16 protein-coding genes are annotated in these 14,464 nt (G+C 68.4%); 10 read left to right on the top strand and 6 right to left on the bottom strand.

Features of this window, described 5'->3' with window-relative positions:
• The first annotated feature begins 210 nt into the window (after positions 1 to 210).
• The 5 genes from rplS (at position 211) to C566_RS0106040 (ending at position 3,496) form a co-directional block, all read left to right on the top strand.
• Positions 211 to 570 carry a 50S ribosomal protein L19 gene (rplS, locus tag C566_RS0106060; protein ID WP_018773447.1) on the top strand — a complete coding sequence of 120 codons (360 nt, stop codon included), beginning with the start codon at positions 211 to 213 and terminating at the stop codon, positions 568 to 570.
• Between the two features lie 131 nt (positions 571 to 701).
• Positions 702 to 1,382 carry a signal peptidase I gene (lepB, locus tag C566_RS0106055; protein ID WP_026266437.1) on the top strand — a complete coding sequence of 227 codons (681 nt, stop codon included), beginning with the start codon at positions 702 to 704 and terminating at the stop codon, positions 1,380 to 1,382.
• A complete protein-coding gene (gene lepB, locus C566_RS23110; RefSeq protein ID WP_018773445.1) occupies positions 1,383 to 2,402 on the top strand; it encodes a signal peptidase I in 1,020 nt (339 codons plus the stop codon).
• 10 nt (positions 2,403 to 2,412) lie between these two features.
• On the top strand, positions 2,413 to 3,078 hold the full coding sequence (locus C566_RS0106045) for a ribonuclease HII (protein WP_018773444.1): 666 nt from the start codon (positions 2,413 to 2,415) through the stop codon (positions 3,076 to 3,078).
• A gap of 91 nt (positions 3,079 to 3,169) precedes the next feature.
• On the top strand, positions 3,170 to 3,496 hold the full coding sequence (locus tag C566_RS0106040; protein ID WP_018773443.1) for a DUF2469 domain-containing protein: 327 nt from the start codon (positions 3,170 to 3,172) through the stop codon (positions 3,494 to 3,496).
• Between the two features lie 10 nt (positions 3,497 to 3,506).
• Here C566_RS0106040 and C566_RS20950 read toward each other — a convergent pair whose 3' ends face one another.
• Both C566_RS20950 and C566_RS0106030 read right to left on the bottom strand, forming a co-directional pair.
• Positions 3,507 to 4,577: a transglycosylase domain-containing protein gene (locus C566_RS20950; RefSeq protein WP_018773442.1), complete on the bottom strand. Its 1,071-nt coding sequence runs from the start codon at positions 4,575 to 4,577 to the stop codon at positions 3,507 to 3,509.
• A gap of 235 nt (positions 4,578 to 4,812) precedes the next feature.
• Positions 4,813 to 5,235, bottom strand: coding sequence for an HAD domain-containing protein (locus C566_RS0106030; RefSeq protein ID WP_018773441.1), 423 nt, complete (start codon positions 5,233 to 5,235; stop codon positions 4,813 to 4,815).
• A gap of 171 nt (positions 5,236 to 5,406) precedes the next feature.
• Between C566_RS0106030 and C566_RS0106025 the strand changes: the two genes are divergently transcribed.
• The 5 genes from C566_RS0106025 (at position 5,407) to C566_RS0106005 (ending at position 10,457) form a co-directional block, all read left to right on the top strand.
• Entirely contained in the window at positions 5,407 to 5,763 is a 357-nt protein-coding gene (locus C566_RS0106025) for a YraN family protein (RefSeq protein WP_026266436.1), read from the top strand.
• Positions 5,764 to 7,311 carry a YifB family Mg chelatase-like AAA ATPase gene (locus C566_RS0106020; protein WP_018773439.1) on the top strand — a complete coding sequence of 516 codons (1,548 nt, stop codon included), beginning with the start codon at positions 5,764 to 5,766 and terminating at the stop codon, positions 7,309 to 7,311.
• A gap of 45 nt (positions 7,312 to 7,356) precedes the next feature.
• Positions 7,357 to 8,544, top strand: a complete 1,188-nt coding sequence (gene dprA, locus C566_RS0106015) for a DNA-processing protein DprA (RefSeq protein ID WP_018773438.1) — start codon at positions 7,357 to 7,359, stop codon at positions 8,542 to 8,544.
• A gap of 129 nt (positions 8,545 to 8,673) precedes the next feature.
• On the top strand, positions 8,674 to 9,573 hold the full coding sequence (locus C566_RS0106010) for a tyrosine recombinase XerC (protein ID WP_018773437.1): 900 nt from the start codon (positions 8,674 to 8,676) through the stop codon (positions 9,571 to 9,573).
• Between the two features lie 380 nt (positions 9,574 to 9,953).
• Positions 9,954 to 10,457 carry a DUF3145 domain-containing protein gene (locus tag C566_RS0106005; protein WP_026266435.1) on the top strand — a complete coding sequence of 168 codons (504 nt, stop codon included), beginning with the start codon at positions 9,954 to 9,956 and terminating at the stop codon, positions 10,455 to 10,457.
• Between the two features lie 123 nt (positions 10,458 to 10,580).
• On the opposite strand, the gene fabF is transcribed toward C566_RS0106005, so the two are convergent.
• From fabF to C566_RS0105985, 4 genes are all read right to left on the bottom strand, one after another.
• Entirely contained in the window at positions 10,581 to 11,816 is a 1,236-nt protein-coding gene (gene fabF / locus C566_RS0106000; protein ID WP_018773435.1) for a beta-ketoacyl-ACP synthase II, read from the bottom strand.
• A gap of 167 nt (positions 11,817 to 11,983) precedes the next feature.
• Complete coding sequence (locus C566_RS0105995; protein ID WP_018773434.1) at positions 11,984 to 12,229, bottom strand: acyl carrier protein; 246 nt, start codon at positions 12,227 to 12,229, stop codon at positions 11,984 to 11,986.
• Between the two features lie 199 nt (positions 12,230 to 12,428).
• Entirely contained in the window at positions 12,429 to 13,490 is a 1,062-nt protein-coding gene (locus C566_RS0105990; RefSeq protein WP_018773433.1) for a beta-ketoacyl-ACP synthase III, read from the bottom strand.
• Entirely contained in the window at positions 13,487 to 14,416 is a 930-nt protein-coding gene (locus tag C566_RS0105985) for an ACP S-malonyltransferase (protein WP_018773432.1), read from the bottom strand. Before C566_RS0105985 ends, C566_RS0105990 begins: the two co-directional genes overlap by 4 nt.
• Between the last annotated feature and the right edge of the window lie 48 nt (positions 14,417 to 14,464).

The following is a 14,464-nucleotide window of genomic DNA, read 5'->3' as shown; positions in this document are numbered from 1 at the left end:
AAAATGTGGCAAAATTAGTCCTTGTGCCTGCTGGGTTGCGAACCTGCCACAGGGGGAGCGCTACCAACAGCCCGGCACCCCGGCCCCGTCTACTCCTGACAGGGCCGGATTGACAAACTTTCGGCGGAAATTTCCGGGCGGCGCATGCCACCGGGCTTGGCCGCCGTAACCCAACGTGAGTGACCTGTGGCGTTCACCAGGAGTGGATCAATGCATATCCTCGATTCCGTAGATGCAGCCTCGCTGCGCACCGATGTTCCCGAGTTCCGCGCGGGTGACACCATCAAGGTTCACGTGAACATCATCGAAGGCAAGAACTCCCGCGTCCAGGTCTTCCAGGGCTTCGTCCTTGGCCGCCAGGGCGATGGCGTCCGCGAAACCTTCACCGTCCGCAAGGTCTCCTTCGGTGTCGGCGTAGAGCGTACCTTCCCGGTGCACTCCCCGATCATCGACAAGGTCGAGCTCGTCTCCAAGGGTGACGTGCGCCGCGCCAAGCTTTACTACATGCGTAACCTGCGTGGTAAGGCCGCGAAGATCAAGGAAAAGCGCGACTTCCAGACCGCCAAGTAAGTCTTCCCAGACTTCCAACGCAGTCTTTCACCGCGGATCCACGGACCGTACCCGGTGCGTCAGCTAGTGCGGCGCCCGAGCTATCCGCAACAGCGCACATTAGGTCACGACAGCGCCAGGGGATACGGAACATGGAACAGCCAAAACGCCAGCCCAGAAAACCGGGCTGGCGTTTTGCGTTGCTGGCCCTGGTGCTGGCCGTGGCCATCAGTGCCGTGGTCCGCTCCCTGTGGGTGGACATCTTCTTCATCCCGTCCGCCTCCATGGAGCCGCTCCTGCACACGGGGGACCGGATCGTGGTGGCGCGGGCCGGCTTCCAGGCTGAGCCCCTGGGCCGGGGCGACGTCGTCGTCTTTGACGGGCGCGGCTCCTTCGCCCCGCTCAACAGCGGCAACGGCCCCGTGGTGGATGCCCTCGCCGAAGCCGGACGCTGGCTTGGCCTGGCGGGCAGCGACACCACGTATGTCAAGCGCGTCATCGGACTGCCGGGCGACCGTGTGGTCTGCTGCGATGCGGGCGGCCGGCTCACAGTCAACGGCCAGCAAGTTGCGGAACCGTATGTGTATCCGGGGGACACTCCGAGCGATGTGAAGTTCGCCGTCCAGGTGCCCGCCGGGCGGCTGTGGCTCATGGGCGACCACCGCTCCATGTCGGCCGATTCCCGGAGCCTGCTGGGCGCCCCCGGCGGGGGCATGGTGCCGCTGGAACGCGTCATTGGCCGGCCGGTACAGATCATCTGGCCGCTTGATAGATTTGCAGCAGTAGCGCGGCCCGAACCGGCTGCGACAACGACGACGACGAACGGACAGTAGATGCCCGAGACCGAACCGCGCACTCCTGATCCGCAGGGCCAGGACCGACCCCGGGTTACCGCCTCGGCGATCCCGGCGGACGAGCCGGCGGATCCACCGGCTGGTGCGCCGGCTCCGGCGTCGGCGGTGCAGGACGACAGCGCCGGAGCGCAGCGCGCTGATCGGACCGAGGCTGCCCGAATCCAGGCTGCCCGGACGGAGGCTGCCCGGACGGACCGGGCCGAGGCCGAGGCTGCCAGCACGGACCGGGCCGGGGCCGAGGGGGCGGAGCGGGACCGGGCCGACGGCCCCGCCCACGCCGGCCCGACGTCCCGCCGGGCCCGGAAGGCCAAGGCCCGTGAAGGGCGCAGCCCGCTCTTCCTGTGGCTGAAGGAGGTCGCCACGGTGGTCATCGTGGCGATCGTGCTGTCCTTCCTGATCAAGACCTTCCTGTTCCGGGCCTTCTACATCCCGTCCGAATCCATGGTCAACACCCTCGATGTGAACGACCGCATCTTCGTGAACCTCCTGGTGCCCGAGCCCATGGCGCTCCAGCGCGGGGACGTAGTGGTGTTCCGGGACAGCCAGGGCTGGCTCGCCCCCGCGGCCGAGAAGACGAAGGGCCCGTTCACCTGGGTGCAGGACGGGCTGACGTTCGTCGGTTTGCTGCCGGACAACTCCGAACAGCACCTGGTCAAGCGCGTCATCGGGCTCCCGGGCGACCACGTGGTCTGCTGCGACGCCGGCGGACAGCTCACCGTCAACGGCGTGCCGCTGGACGAGAATTACATCAATTCCGCGGAGATTCCCCAGGTCCGCGACTTCGACGTCGTCGTGCCCGCGGGGAAGGTCTGGGTCATGGGCGACAACCGCAACCACTCCGCGGATTCCCGCGCCCATATGGACACCAACGGCGGCTTCGTCAACGAATCCGACATTGAAGGCAAGGCCGCCGTCATCGCGTGGCCGCTGAACAGGATGTCGGCCCTGGACAACTACCCGGACGTCTTCCGCAGCGTCCCCGCCCCGGCCGGAAAGTAAGCCGCCCGTCATGTCAGCAGCCCCCACCCTCGACTACGAACGCCGCTTCCGCAGCTCCGGCGCACGGCTCCTCGCGGGCATCGACGAGGTCGGCCGCGGTGCCCTCGCCGGTCCCGTCAGCGTGGGGATCGCCGTCGTGGACCTGCAGCAGCAGAAGCTCCTGGCCGATGTCCGGGACAGCAAGCTCCTCAAGGTCGCGGACCGGGAGCGGCTGGTGCCGCTGGTCCGGGACTGGAGCGTCGCCTCCGCCGTAGGGCACGCGTCCGCGACCGAGATCGACGAACTCGGGATCATCGCAGCGCTCCGGCTTGCCGGGAACCGGGCCTGGTTTGCCGTGCTAGCCGCCGGCGTCAGGCCCGAGGTTGTCCTGCTGGACGGCAGCCACAACTGGCTCTCGCCGGATCTGCAGCCCTCCTTGTTTGACGATGCCCCCGCCGAGCCCGGCTGCGACGCCCCGGTGCACACACTGGTCAAAGCCGACATGCAGTGCCTCAGCGTCGCCGCGGCCAGCATCATCGCGAAGGTCGAGCGCGATGCGATGATGTGCGAGCTGCACACCCAATACCCGGCGTACGGCTGGGACGTGAACAAGGGCTACGGCACGGCAGCGCACAAGGAAGCGCTCCGGACCGGCGGTCCCACGCCGTACCACCGGGTCAGCTGGCAGCTGCTCTAGCCGCTCCGGCGTGGGGGTGCGGCCCGCCGGTGGCGCGCGGCCGGCCCGTCGTGTGGCGCGCGGCCGGCGCCGGATGGTGCAAGATGGAACCATGAGTGCCGAGGACCTTGAAAACTATGAGACCGACATGGAGCTACAGCTCTACCGCGAATACCGCGACGTCGTCGGGCTGTTCAGCTATGTGGTCGAGACCGAACGGCGTTTCTACCTTGCCAACCACGTTGACCTGCAGGCCCGCAGCGCCGACGGCGAGGTCTACTTCGACCTGACCCTGCAGGACGCCTGGGTATGGGACGTCTACCGCTCCGCCCGGTTCGTCAAGAGCGTCCGCGTCATCACGTTCAAGGACGTCAACGTCGAGGAACTGCCCCGCAGCGAGGAACTCGCCCTGCCCAAGGTCGAGGACCTGGGCAACTGATCCACGATTCTTAATCCGTGGGTGGCGCAGGGTTCCCGTTGCTGTCCAGGGCAATGCCCTGCTGCCGCAGCAGGTCCAGCACGCTCTCCGGATACGAACTGCAGCCATCCGGGGTTGCGGCTCCCCGCTCGGCGGCGTGGTCGGCCGCTGTGTCGCCGATGCCGATGGTTGCGACGGCCGCCCTCCATCCGCCAAGCCCTTCGATCTGCAGGGGGACCCACACGTTGGCCGCACCGTTGACGTAGTCCCACACTTTGGGGTGGACACCCGGGCCCAGATAGATGCCGCCTTCCGCCGCGCGGGTGACGAGGGTGGGCAGTGGCAGAACCCCCATCAATTGCGCGGCCTGGTACTCGGACATGTTCCACGGCGGTTCGTCGAAGTAGTACCAGCTCGCCGCACAGATTCCGTACAGGTTTGGACCGAACTGCGCGTAGTTCAGATAAAGCTCCATGATCCGTTGCGGGGTCAGGGTGAGGCTGAACTCGGTCGCGAGGCCCGCCTCCAGGCCCTTCCTCAGGGCATTCGGGTCAGGCCACAGGAAGATGTTCTTCACGAGCTGTTGCGGGACCGTGGAACCGCTCGGGTCATCCTTCCCCTGCAGGTAGGCGACGGCCCTGTCCCGGAAATCATCAACGGAGAACGCGCCCACACGCGTTCCCAGCTGTTGGTCCTCGTGGGCGACGGCCGCGGCAATGACATAGCGGCTGACGTGGTTCAGGGATACGTACTGGTAGGCGATTGGGCCGCCGGTCTGCAGCATGAAGGCAGTACGTGGGGGAGCGAACCAGATGAAGGAGACGGCGGCAAGCACTGTGATGACAACGATGGCGAGGACGAGCTTGAAGACCCTGGCGAGGAGCCGACGCAGCCGGTGCGTGCGTTTTGCCGCCGGCTGCTCGGGCTCGGGCCCGGGCTCAGGCCGTGCTGGCGCGGTGCCGTGCCCGGGCTCAGCCCGCGCTGGTGGGGGCCCGGGCGCAAGCCGCGCTGCTGGGGGCCAGCTGGGGCCAGCCTGCCCGCCGGGCGGACCCGGTTCAATAGGCTGCTGCGTCTCCAGCGGTTGGGCCGCTCGATATTCCATAGCCGATCCTTCGGCCGATCCTCAGGAGAGAATACGGGCGCCCCGCGGAATTCGCGGGGGTTGGGAAAGAGCCTAGGTGGGCCGTGCGGGCATTGGCTACGTTTCGTTGCCTGACAATCGCCTCAACACGTCCTGTCAATGCCGCCACGGATTAGATCGCCGGTAGGGCCCGCCCGGGATCCCGGGCCTTCGGCAGGCGCTTTGGCGAAGTTTCCCAACGTTGGTAGATGTTCACTCATGGGGTATCTCCGCTGTTTAGAAATTCGGTTACCTGCTGCGCAACCTCGTCGGTGATTCCCGTTTGCCAGCTCGTTTTGAACAAGGGCTGATCGGCATAGAAGTCAGTGTCATCGTCGACAATGGCATACCGCGTGACTTCCGGATGCCGGTCCAGCCACATCTTCACCTCCTCGCCACGAAAACCTGTGTCTGCTATCGGAGTAACGTCAAAGGTCTTGTAAACGTTTCGGTCGACTTCTTCACGGCCGCCTTGGAAATGCCGCCATGTGGACGTAAGAACAACGGCTGCATCAGTGTCGAGGATGATCCGGCCGACCTTGGACGCCAGGAAAGGATCGATGCCGGTGAAGCCGCGATAGCGCTGTCTCGTACCCACGCGGTTGACGACCCCATCAATATCGAGGAAAAGTACTTTCATTCCTGTTCCTCCTGCAGCCCTTTCGTCCTGCCTTGATTATGCGATCGGCAGCGCTGAACCCGCTGCCGATACTCGTCTCATCAGGCTTGTGCGCTTGCAGCTGGGGCGACGTTTTCCACATAGCCGAAGTGTGCCCTGTGTTCGTCCGCGGCGGCGCTTCACGCTGGAGGCATGAGAGCTAAGGATGTGCTGGGCCGGCGCGGGGAAGAGCTCGCCGCCGATTTCCTTCAGGCCCACGGCATGCGGATCGTGGAGCGGAACTGGCGCTGCCCCGAGGGCGAGATCGACATTGTCGCGCTCGACGGCGACGCGCTGGTCATCGCCGAGGTGAAAACCCGCAAATCCCTCGCGTACGGCCATCCCTTCGAGGCTGTCGGCGCGGACAAGCTCGCCCGGCTTCACCGGCTGGCAGCGGCGTGGTGCCATGCCCAGGGGCTGCGGATGCCGCTGTGCCGCGTGGACGTGATCGCCGTGGTCGACGACGGCATCGGCGAGCCCGCCCTTGAGCACCTCAAGGGGGTGGGGTAGATGGCCCTGGGCCGGACCTACTCCGTCGCCCTCGTGGGCCTCAACGGCTACATCGTGGAGGTCGAAGCCGACATCGGCCAGACCCTGCCGGCGTTCGTGATCCTGGGCCTGCCGGACGCCTCACTGAACGAGGCCAAGGAACGGATCCGCTCCGCGGCCCAGAACTCGGGAATCCCGCTGAGCCGCCGGAAGATCACGGCCAACCTCATCCCGGCATCCCTGCCCAAACGCGGTTCGGGATTCGACCTCGCCATCGCCATGGCCGTGCTGCTGGCGGCGAACGACGTCCGGCCCACCGGCCGCAAGGTCTTCATCGCCGAACTCGGCCTGGACGGCCGGCTGCGGCCCGTGCGCGGCATCCTCCCGGCCGTGATGGCCGCGGTCCGGGCCGGCTACTCCGAGGTCGTCGTGGCCCGGGCCAATGTGGCCGAGGCCGAGCTCGTCCCCGGCGCGCAAGTCCGGGGCTACGCCACACTGGCCCGGCTTGCGTTCGACTGCGGCGCGGACCCGCAGGACCTCGCCCTCGACTTCGAACCCGAGACCGAGGACTCCGACCACCCCGAATCCGTCACCGGTCCCGCCCTGGCGCCGGACATGTGCGATGTCTCCGGCCAGGCCGCGGCGCGGCGTGCCCTGGAAGTGGCCGCAGCCGGAGCCCACCACCTGCTGCTGACGGGACCGCCAGGGGCCGGGAAAACGATGCTCGCCGAGCGGCTGCCCGGGCTGCTGCCGGACCTGGGCGATACCGAGGCCATGGAGGTGACCGCAATTCACTCGCTGTGTTCGCTGCCGTCGGGCTCCGTGCAGCTGCTGCGCCGCCCGCCCTACGAGAACCCGCACCACACCGCGACGGCGGTGGCCATCATCGGTGGCGGGTCCGGGCTGCCGCGGCCCGGGGCAGCGTCCCGTGCGCACCGCGGAGTGCTCTTCCTGGACGAGGCCCCGGAATACGACCGCGGCGTCCTGGACGCCCTGCGGCAGCCGCTGGAAAGCGGTGAGCTGGTCATCCACCGCTCGGCCGGGTCCGCGGCCTATCCCGCCCGGTTCCAGCTGGTCCTTGCCGCCAACCCCTGTCCCTGCGGCAACGCGACGGGCAAAGGAGTGGACTGCATCTGCACGCCCACGATGCGCCGCCGGTACCAGGCCCGGATGTCCGGGCCGCTGCTGGATCGGGTCGACATCCAGCTCGAAGTCGAGCGGGTCTCGCTCGCCGGCTTCGGCCAACCTGCGGCCGAGGAAGGTACCGCCAGCATCGCGGAAAGGGTCCGGGCGGCCCGGACCCGCCAGCTGGACCGGCTGCTGCCATTCGGGCTGGAAACCAACGCGCAGGTGCCGGGCCGGCTGCTGCGCGGGGCCCTCCGGCTCGATGCCCCCACCACCCGCATCCTGGACTACGCGCTGGAGCGTGGAGTGCTGACAGCACGCGGCTACGACCGCGTGCTGCGCCTGGCCTGGACCCTTGCGGACCTGTCCCGGCACGACGTCCCGGACGCAGACGACGTCGGGCAGGCGCTGGGCCTCCGCCAGGCCGCCGCGGTCTCACCCTGAGCCGGCCCGTACGAAGCCCACCCCAGCCCCGTGAAAGGCACCACCATGATCGATGACGAACGAACAGCCCGGGCCGCCCTGTCCCGCCTGTTCGAGCCGCAGGACGCGGCGGCGCTGGCGCTGGTCCAGGCGGCGGGAGTGCAGGACGCCCTGCGGATTGCCAGCGGCGCTCTGGCCGCCGGTCCCGGGCTCGAACAGGAGGTCACCGGAATCCTGGCGGACAGCGGCTCAGGCAGCGGCTGGTCCGGCCTCAACGAGGCGCTGAAGCGTTGGGCCCCGCGCGCGCCCGACCTCGCACCGGAGCGGGACCTGGCCACCATGCAGAGGCTCGGCGGACGGCTCATCATTCCCACGGATGACCTGTGGCCGCGGCAGCTGGCGGACCTCGGACTGCAGGAGCCCCTCTGCCTGTGGTGGCGCGGCGTGGAACAGGAGCTGCCCCCGGCGGCCCGGTCCATAGCCCTCGTGGGCTCCCGGGACAGCACCAGCTACGGGGCATCGGTGACCGGCGACCTCTCCTACTCGCTGGCCCAGCGTGGCTTCAGCATCGTCTCCGGCGGTGCCTACGGGATTGATGCCCATGCCCACAGGGCGGCCCTGGCCGGAAGCGCGGGCGGTGTGCCCACTATTGCCGTCATGGCCGGGGGAGTGGACCGCTTCTACCCAGCCGGCAATGAGGACCTGCTGCGGACCGTGGCGAACCACGGCGCGGTGCTGGCCGAGGTCCCGCCCGGGTCCGCGCCGACCCGCTACCGGTTCCTGCAGCGGAACCGACTCATTGCGGCGTTGGCCTCCGTCACGGTCGTGGTCGAGGCCCGGTGGCGCTCCGGCGCCCTCAACACGGCCCACCATGCCGAGAGCCTGGGCAGGTCCGTGGGCGCCGTGCCCGGATCCATCCACAGCGCCAACTCCGCCGGCTGCCACCGGCTTCTGCGTGAAGGCGGCGCGGTGTGCGTCACGGATGCCGGGGAGATCGCCGAGCTCGCCTCCCCGAGCGGCGAGGCGATGCCCCCGGACAAGGCAGGCCGGTCCCAGGCTCACGATGGCCTGACCCTGGAGGACCTGATCCTGCTCGATGCCCTGCCGCTGCGGACCACCACCTCGGTTGAGAAGCTGGCCACGGTCGCCGGGCTGAGCCCGGACTCGGTCCGCGCAGGCCTTGGCCGGCTCGGGCTGCTGGGGCTGGCCGAATCCCGGCACGGCGGCTGGAAACGCTCAGGGAAGGCGGACTGAGATGGCTGGCTTCACCGGGAAGAAGCGGCTCGCCGACCGGCTCCTTGAATGCCGGGGGAATACTGCCAGAGTAAGAGGGTGTCTACACAGGATCCCCCCGCTGCCCCGCCTGCCGCGCCCGACGGCGATATGCAGATCGCCGCCGTACGCTTCGGCCGCTACCTGGAAGCCGAGCGGGGCCGGTCCGCCCATACAGTGCGGGCCTATCTCTCCGACGTCGAAAGCCTGCTGGCGCACGCCGCAACCGAGGGGGTCCGCGACCTTGCCGGGCTGGAGCTCGGGACCCTGCGGCGCTGGCTTGGCGCCCAGAGCGAGTCCGGGAAGTCCCGCGCCACCCTGGCCCGCCGCGCCGCTACCGCCAGGGCCTTCACCGCCTGGGCTGTCCGCGAGGAGCTGATCGAAGCCGACCCAGCCCTGCGGCTCAAGGCCCCCAAGCGCGAGAAGTCCCTGCCCGGCGTCCTGCACCAGCAACAGGTCCGGCGGCTCGTCGACGACGCCGAATCCGCCTCGGCCGAGGGGGATCCGCTGGCCCTGCGCAACCGCGCCATGGTGGAGCTGCTCTACGCCACCGGCGTCCGGGTCGGCGAGCTCGCCGGCATGGACGTCGACGACCTCGACCCGGACCGCAGGACCCTCCGGGTGCTTGGCAAGGGCAACAAGGAACGCACGGTGCCCTACGGGCTGCCGGCGGCGCTCGCCGTCGACGACTGGCTCCGCCGCGGCCGGCCGGCCCTCGCAACCGGGACCAGCGGCCCGGCGCTCTTCCTGGGCGCGCGCGGCGGACGGGTGGACCAGCGCCAGGTCCGCAGCGTGGTCAAGGAGATGCTGGAACGGCTGGGAGACACCGCCGCCACCGGGCCGCACGCGCTGCGGCACTCCGCAGCGACCCACCTGCTCGACGGCGGGGCAGACCTGCGCGCCGTGCAGGAAATCCTCGGGCACAGCAGCCTGGCCACCACCCAGATCTACACCCACGTGTCCGTCGATCGACTGCGGCAGAGCTACCAGCAGGCCCACCCCCGGGCCTGATGATCGCCGGCGCGGCGCGTCCGGGCGGCCGGAAAGGCCCACAATCCGGCGCGGATTCCTGCCCGGGATTCCGCCCGCAAACCGGCCCCGCGCCAAGCGGACCAGGGTCCGTCTACAGGTCTGCTGAACCGGGCACGGCGCGCCGCAAAAGACGCGCCGAATCGCACTGGCGTAATTAGGAGGGGTAGGGCAGAATAAAACTCACGCCCGGGAAGTTTCAAGTTGAACTTGAAGCTGGAATGCAACACGTCCCAGCTTTGAACCCGGTTGTATATTAGTAGTCTGGCAGGGACCGCCGGCACAATTTCGGATCCGCGCAACAGACAGACATCCAGGCACAGGTCGTTGGGGAAGACGTACCTACAGCTATGGAGGATGGAATGTCTGTTGCACTGACCCGCGGTGTGTTGTTCGTTCACTCGGCCCCGACTGCCTTGTGCCCCCACGTCGAGTGGGCCATAGGGTCTGTCGTGGACAAGCGGACGGACCTGGAGTGGACCGCTCAGCCTGCCGCGCCCGGAATGTTCCGGGCCGAGCTGTCGTGGACCGGAACGCCGGGCACGGGGGCTCAATTGGCGTCCGCTCTGCGAGGCTGGGCGCACCTGCGCTATGAAGTCACTGAGGAACCCAGCCAGGGGGTCGACGGCGGCCGCTGGTCGCACACCCCGGAGTTGGGGATCTTCCACGCCACCACCGACGTCCACGGCAACATCATGGTGTCCGAGGACCGCATCCGCTACGCCTACGAATCCGGCGCCGGCGACCCCTCGGCCGTCTACCACGAGCTCTCGCTCGCCCTGGGCGAGGCCTGGGACGAGGAACTCGAGCCGTTCCGGCACGCCGCCGAAGGCGCCCCGGTGCGCTGGCTCCACCAGGTCGGCTAGGGCTTCACCGGGCGCACCACCGCAGCAATTCCATAGCTAGGCGCCAAACGAGCGATGGCGGCAATGTTCACGAAGAACATTGCCGCCATCTGCGTTCCGGGCGGGGGGAGCGGGCAGGAGCAGCTACACGCTGCGTACCGCGATCACGGCGTTGTGGCCGCCGAAGCCGAACGAGTTGCTCAGCGCGGCGATGCTGCCGGCCGGCAGGTCGCGGGCCGACGTGACGACGTCGAGCGGGATTTCCGGATCCTGGTTCTCGAGGTTGATCGTCACGGGCGCCTTGCGGTCGTAGATGGCCATGACGGTCAGCACGGCTTCCACGGCACCGGAGGCGCCGAGCAGGTGCCCCATCTGGGACTTGGTGGCCGAGACCGCGACGGAGTCCACGTGCTTGCCCAGGGCGGCCTTGAGGGCCGCGTACTCGGGCTTGTCGCCGACCGGGGTGGAGGTGGCGTGCGCGTTGACGTGCACGATGTCTTCGGGCTGGATGCGGCCATCGAACATGGCAGCCTTCAGCGCGCGGGTGGCGCCCAGGCCCTGGGGGTCCGGGGCGGTGATGTGGTAGGCGTCGGCGGTGACCGACGTGCCGGCCAGTTCGGCGTAGATCCGGGCGCCGCGGGCCAGGGCGTGTTCCTCGGCCTCGAGTACCAGGGCACCGGCGCCTTCGCCCATGACGAAGCCGTCGCGGTCAAGGTCGTAGGGGCGTGAGGCGTGCTCGGGATCGTCGTTGCGGCGCGAGAGGGCCTGCATGGAGGCAAAGGCGGCGATCGGCATCGGGTGGATGGCGGCTTCAGCGCCGCCGCAGACGACGACGTCGGCCTTGCCGGCGCGGATCAGGTCCAGGCCCACGTGCACGGCCTCGGTGCCGGACGCGCAAGCGGAGACGGGGGTGTGGGCGCCGGCGCGGGCACCCAGGTCCAGGCTGACCGCCGCGGCGGGGCCGTTGGGCATCAGCATGGGCACGGTCATGGGCAGGACGCGGCGGGGACCCTTTTCGCGCAGGGTGTCCCAGGCATCCAGCAGGGTCCAGACGCCGCCGATGCCGGTCGCGAAGGCAACTGCCAGGCGGTCGTGGTCGATTTCGGTGATGCCGGAGTCGGCCCACGCCTCGCGGGCTGCGACCACGGCGAACTGGGTGGACGGGTCCATGCGCTTGGCCTCGACCCGGGTCAGGACGTCCAGGGCAGGGGTGGAGGCGCGTGCGGCGAAGTGGACAGGCAGCTCGTACTTGGCCACCCAGTCGTCCTCAAGCGTGTGCGCGCCGGAGACGCCCTTGAGCGCGTTCTTCCACATTGTGGGGACATCGCCGCCGATGGGTGTGGTGGCACCCAGACCGGTAATGACTACTTTGCGTGCCATGGGATCACTCTCTGTCGGTGCGCCTGCCGTATCCGGAACCGCGAAGGGGATGGCCGGGGCCTGCGAGGGGAAAACGTTGGGGTCGTTCTATTGCTGGTGGTCCGGTCCGGGCGCTGCTGCAGCGCCCGGACCGGCACCGGGGTCCGCCGTTGCCGGCGGAAGCCAGACTAGGCCTGGGCGTTGGCGATGAAGCTGACGGCGTCGCCGACGGTCTTGAGGTTCTTGACCTCTTCGTCCGGGATGCGGACGCCGAACTTCTCTTCGGCGTTGACGACGATCGTCATCATCGAGATGGAGTCGATGTCCAGGTCCTCGGTGAAGGACTTGTCCATTTCGACAGCCTCCGTGGCCAGGCCGGTCTCTTCGTTGACGATTTCAGCCAGGCCGGCCAGGATTTCTTCGTTGCTAGCCATTGATGGCTCCTTTTCTGGTTATTGCCCTCGGCTGCCGGCGAATTGCCGGCAGCCTAAGGGCGGAAATGATTCAAACCGAGGGTTCGGCTTGGTGCGGGAATGCTTGCGAGCACAGCATGCGGGCGAGCCCTGAAAGAAGGACATGCGGTGCAAGGGTGAAACGGGCGGAACGTATTTAGTTCGGAAAAGCGGTGGCTGCCTAAGGAAGCACGACCACCTGGGCGCCGAAGACCAGACCGGCTCCGAAGCCGATCTGCAGCGCCAGCCCGCCGCTGAGCTCGGGGTTTTCCTCAAGCAGGCGGTGGGTGGCCAGGGGGATGGACGCCGCCGACGTATTTCCGGCGTCGGCGATGTCGCGGGCGATCTTGACGGTCTCGGGCAGCTGCAGCTTCTTGGCCATCTCATCGATGATGCGCATGTTGGCCTGGTGCGGGATGAACGCGGCGAGGTCCTCGGACCGGATGCCGGCGGCGTCCAGGGCCTGCTGGGCCACCTTGGCCATCTCCCACACGGCCCAGCGGAAGACAGTCTGGCCGTCCTGGCGCAGGGTCGGCCACAGGGACGCGTCGGTCACGGCCGCTTCCTCATCGCTGACGGAGGCGCCGTGCTTGCCGGTCAGGGCGAGCTCGCGGATGTCCAGCATGGAGTGGGTCATGCCGATGGCATCCCACTTGCTGCCGTCCGAACCCCACACCGAGGGGCCGATGCCCGGGGTGTCGGAGGGGCCGATCACGACGGCGCCCGCGCCGTCGCCAAGCAGGAAGGAAATGGTCCGTTCGGTGTTGTCGATGACGTCGGAGAGCTTTTCGGCACCGACCACCAGGACGTAGGAGGCCGCGCCGGAGCGCACCAGGGCGTCGCCCTGGGCGATGCCGTAGCAGTAGCCGGCGCATGCCGCCGAGATGTCGAAGGCCGGGGCCGGCGTCGCGCCGAGGCGGTCGGCGAGGCTCGCTGCAGCGGACGGGGTCGCATACGGGTGGGTGACCGTGGAGACGATCACTGCGCCGAGCTGGGAGGCCTCGATGCCGGCCTTCTGCAGGGCTTCACGTGCGGCGCCCTCGGCCATGTCAATAACGCTGACATCGGCGGGCGCGCGGTGCCGGGTGATGATGCCCGTGCGCTGGCGGATCCACTCATCCGAGGAGTCGATCCACTGGCACACGTCCTCGTTGGTCACGATCACGCTGGGCCGGTAGGCGCCGATACCCATGATGCGGGTGTTTGCCTGCACGGGTGCCTGCTTCAGAGTGGGAACGCTCATGCCCCTCCCTCCAGTTCTGCAAATAGGGCCAGGGCCGCGGAAAGGTCGTCCGGGGTCTTGACGGTGACTGTCTTGACGCCGGGCATGCCGCGCTTGGCCAGGCCGGCCAGTGTCCCGGCGGGAGCCAGTTCGATCACGCCGGTCACCCCGCGCTGCACCATCGTCTCCATGCACAGGTCCCAGCGGACCGGTCGGGAGACCTGGGCGATCAGGCTGTCGACGGCGGCGGCGCCGTCGGTGACTTCCGCGCCGTCGAAGTTGGACAGCAGCGGTACCTGCGGGTCCTTCGGGTGCAGCGACGGACGCAGGGCCTGCAGGGCCGCGCCGGCGGGGGCCATATGTGAGGTGTGGAACGCGCCGGCGACCTTCAGCGGAATGACCCGGGCCTTGGCCGGCGGGTTCTCCGCCAGGGCCTTCAGTTGCTCCAGGGTGCCGGCGGCGACGGTCTGGCCCGCCCCGTTGACGTTGGCGGCCGTGGCCCCCGCGGCGCCAATGGCTGCCAGGACCTCGGCGGGGTCGCCGCCCACGACGGCACTCATGCCGGTCGGGGTGGCGGCAGCAGCGGCCGCCATGCTGTTGGCGCGTTCGCGGACAAACGTCATGGCTTCAGATTCCGACAGGACACCGGCGAGGGAAGCCGCGGTGATTTCGCCGACGGAGTGGCCGGCGAGGATGACGGGAAGTGTGCCGAGTTCGACGTCGAACAGCGACTTTGCGGTCACCAGGCCCGCAGCGACGATCAGCGGCTGAGCGACAGCGGTGTCCTTGATGGTCTCCTCATCGGAGGTGGTGCCGTGCGCGGTGAGGTCGATGCCTGCTATTTCGCTGAGGGAGGCCAGGAGGCCTGCGACGGGTGGCAGTTCCAGCCAGGGGGCCAGAAAACCAGGGGTCTGGGAGCCCTGTCCAGGGCAAACGATTGCAAGCACGTAACCAGCTTTCCAAATTACCGCGTGAACATTCGTGTTTTCATGCAC

The organism is Arthrobacter sp. 131MFCol6.1 (assembly GCF_000374925.1).
In the GTDB taxonomy this organism is placed as follows: Bacteria; Actinomycetota; Actinomycetes; order Actinomycetales; family Micrococcaceae; genus Arthrobacter.
The sequence above is the reverse complement of the archived record's forward strand: the minus strand, read 5'-3'. Positions and strand labels throughout refer to the sequence as shown.